Source organism: Mailhella sp., assembly GCF_057866825.1.
The window spans coordinates 1-2,080 of sequence record NZ_DBMAHT010000213.1; the positions used below are offsets into that span (position 1 = coordinate 1).

The following is a 2,080-nucleotide window of genomic DNA, read 5'->3' on the forward strand; positions in this document are numbered from 1 at the left end:
CGCAGGCCTTGCAGTCCATGCACTTTTCAGAATCAATGACCATGACATATCGAGCCATGACTCACCTCTCATATTTTTCTCAGACGGCATCCCGTGCAGTTGTGCTGCGCGGAAATGCGGTCCCAGTAATTCGGGAGGATATCGCAGATGGATTCGCTCTGGTTTTCCTTCAGCGGCGTGGTCCGGCAGCAGTTGGCCGGAGTGAACACCGCACCCGGAAGAACGTTTTCCGTAATATCGACCCAGCACTCAATGCCGCCCATGGTGGTTTCCAGCATCACGCGGTCGCGCTGCTTGAGTCCCAGTTCCGCCGCCGTTTTGGGATTGACCTGCACAAAACGGCCGTTGGAGAACTGAGCCATGGATCTGGCGAAGTTGGTCAGGGTCTGCTGCCAGTGCCAGAGCTGCTTGCCCTGCGTAAGTATGAGCGGAAAGTCTTTCTTGCCGTCCTTGCCGTGGGGATGTCCCTTCGGGTAGTCCCAGCGGTTGATGCCGCCGAACACTCGGTCATTGACGGTCATCTTGCCCGTAGGCGTCAGCAGCTTGCCTTCCGTGAACACCGTGCCCTTGCGCTCTTCTTCGCCTTCGGCGAAAAGCGGCCACGTCACCGTGGAGGAATTGCGCATGCGTTCCATGGTCAGACCCTTCCAGGAAGGAACCTCGGCCTGCAGCATGCGGCAGATTTCTTCCGGATCCTTGAAATCGGGATAGTGTTCCGGATCGAGCTTGCGGCCGATGTCGCGATAGAACTGCCAGGCGGGCACGCAGGAACCGGGAGCCTGCACGATTTTTTCGCGCCAGGCCACCTGATTTTCGTTGCCGTAGCCGCAGCCCTGGCTTTCCGGTCCGAACGTGGCGGGAATGAACAGCGTGGACACTTCCGACTCTTCATCGAGGAAGAACCCCATGTGCACCACGAAGGGCACCTTCTGTATGGCCTTGCGCACGCCGAGGGCGTCGGGATTGCGGCGGTAGCTGGAGTTCAGGAAAAGGATGTCGAGATTCTTCTTTTCCATGGCCAGACGCAGACGGCGGAAGTTCATCTTCGGCGTATTGTTTTCGCCGAAGAAGTGATCCACGAGTTCTTCGCCGCCGCCGGGCTTGCCGCTCTGGAAGGTGAGCATGCCCTTGCCTTCGCCGATGAGGTTGTCACGCAGCGCCTGAAGAAGAATGATCGAACGATCCGTGACAATGCCGTTGGTCTGACGCGAAAGCGAACCGCCCAGCCATACGATGGTCTTGCTGCTTGCGGCGAGCACGTCGTAGAAGGCCGCAATATCCTTCTGCGGGAGACCGGTGATGGATTCCACGTAGTCGAGCGTGAACTTTTCCGTCTGAGGCGCGAGGTTTTCAAAGTCCTCGATCTGGAAGCGAGCGCGTTCCTCGTCGTAGGCCCCCTTTTCCAGAATGTAGCGGATGGCTCCGAGCGCGAGGATGCCGTCGGTGCCGGGCTGCGGACGCAGCTGCGTATGGCACCAGATGCTCGTGCGGGTTCTGCGCGGATCAATGTAGATGATCTTGGTTCCGGCATCGCGCGCCGCCTTGAGCCAGCGCGTGTAGGGCGGATACAGATCATTGACGTTGGCGCCCCACAGCACCAGCGTTTCGGCCTTGGGCAGTTCGTCCACCTGCGTGGAGCCGCTGTTCACGCCGAGCATGAGACCGAGCATGTTCGAGGCCGTGGAAACGCAGGTTTCCCCCGGAGGCATGGCCTGAACGCTGCCCACGGTGCGCAGCGTCATGAGCGCCGCAATTTCCGATTCCAGGCAGTCCCACAAAGGCATGGTCAGGGCCACGCGGTTGCCGGCCTTGGCACCGTACTTGTCGCGCACGGCCTTCATGCGTTCCACCACCATGTCCACGGCTTCCTGATAGGAAATTCTGCGCCAGCTGCCGTCAGGCTCATGATACATGGGTTCCGTGATGCGGAAGGGGCTGTTCATGAGTTCCAGAATAGACATGCCCTTCGGGCACATGGCGCCGCCCGTCCAGTGATTGCTGCTGTCGCCGGTAACGCTGAGAATTTTGCCGTCCTGCACGCGCGCCTTATAGGTGCAGCGCACCAGACAGAAGGGACAAT

General features: G+C 59.6%; 1 protein-coding gene. It reads right to left on the reverse strand.

All coding sequences use genetic code 11. From position 1 onward, the window contains the following. Window positions 1-68 precede the first annotated feature (68 nt). Window positions 69-2,080 (reverse strand): molybdopterin-containing oxidoreductase family protein (locus tag ACZM96_RS10810; RefSeq protein WP_489489064.1); only part of this gene is annotated, 2,012 nt, incomplete at its 5' end.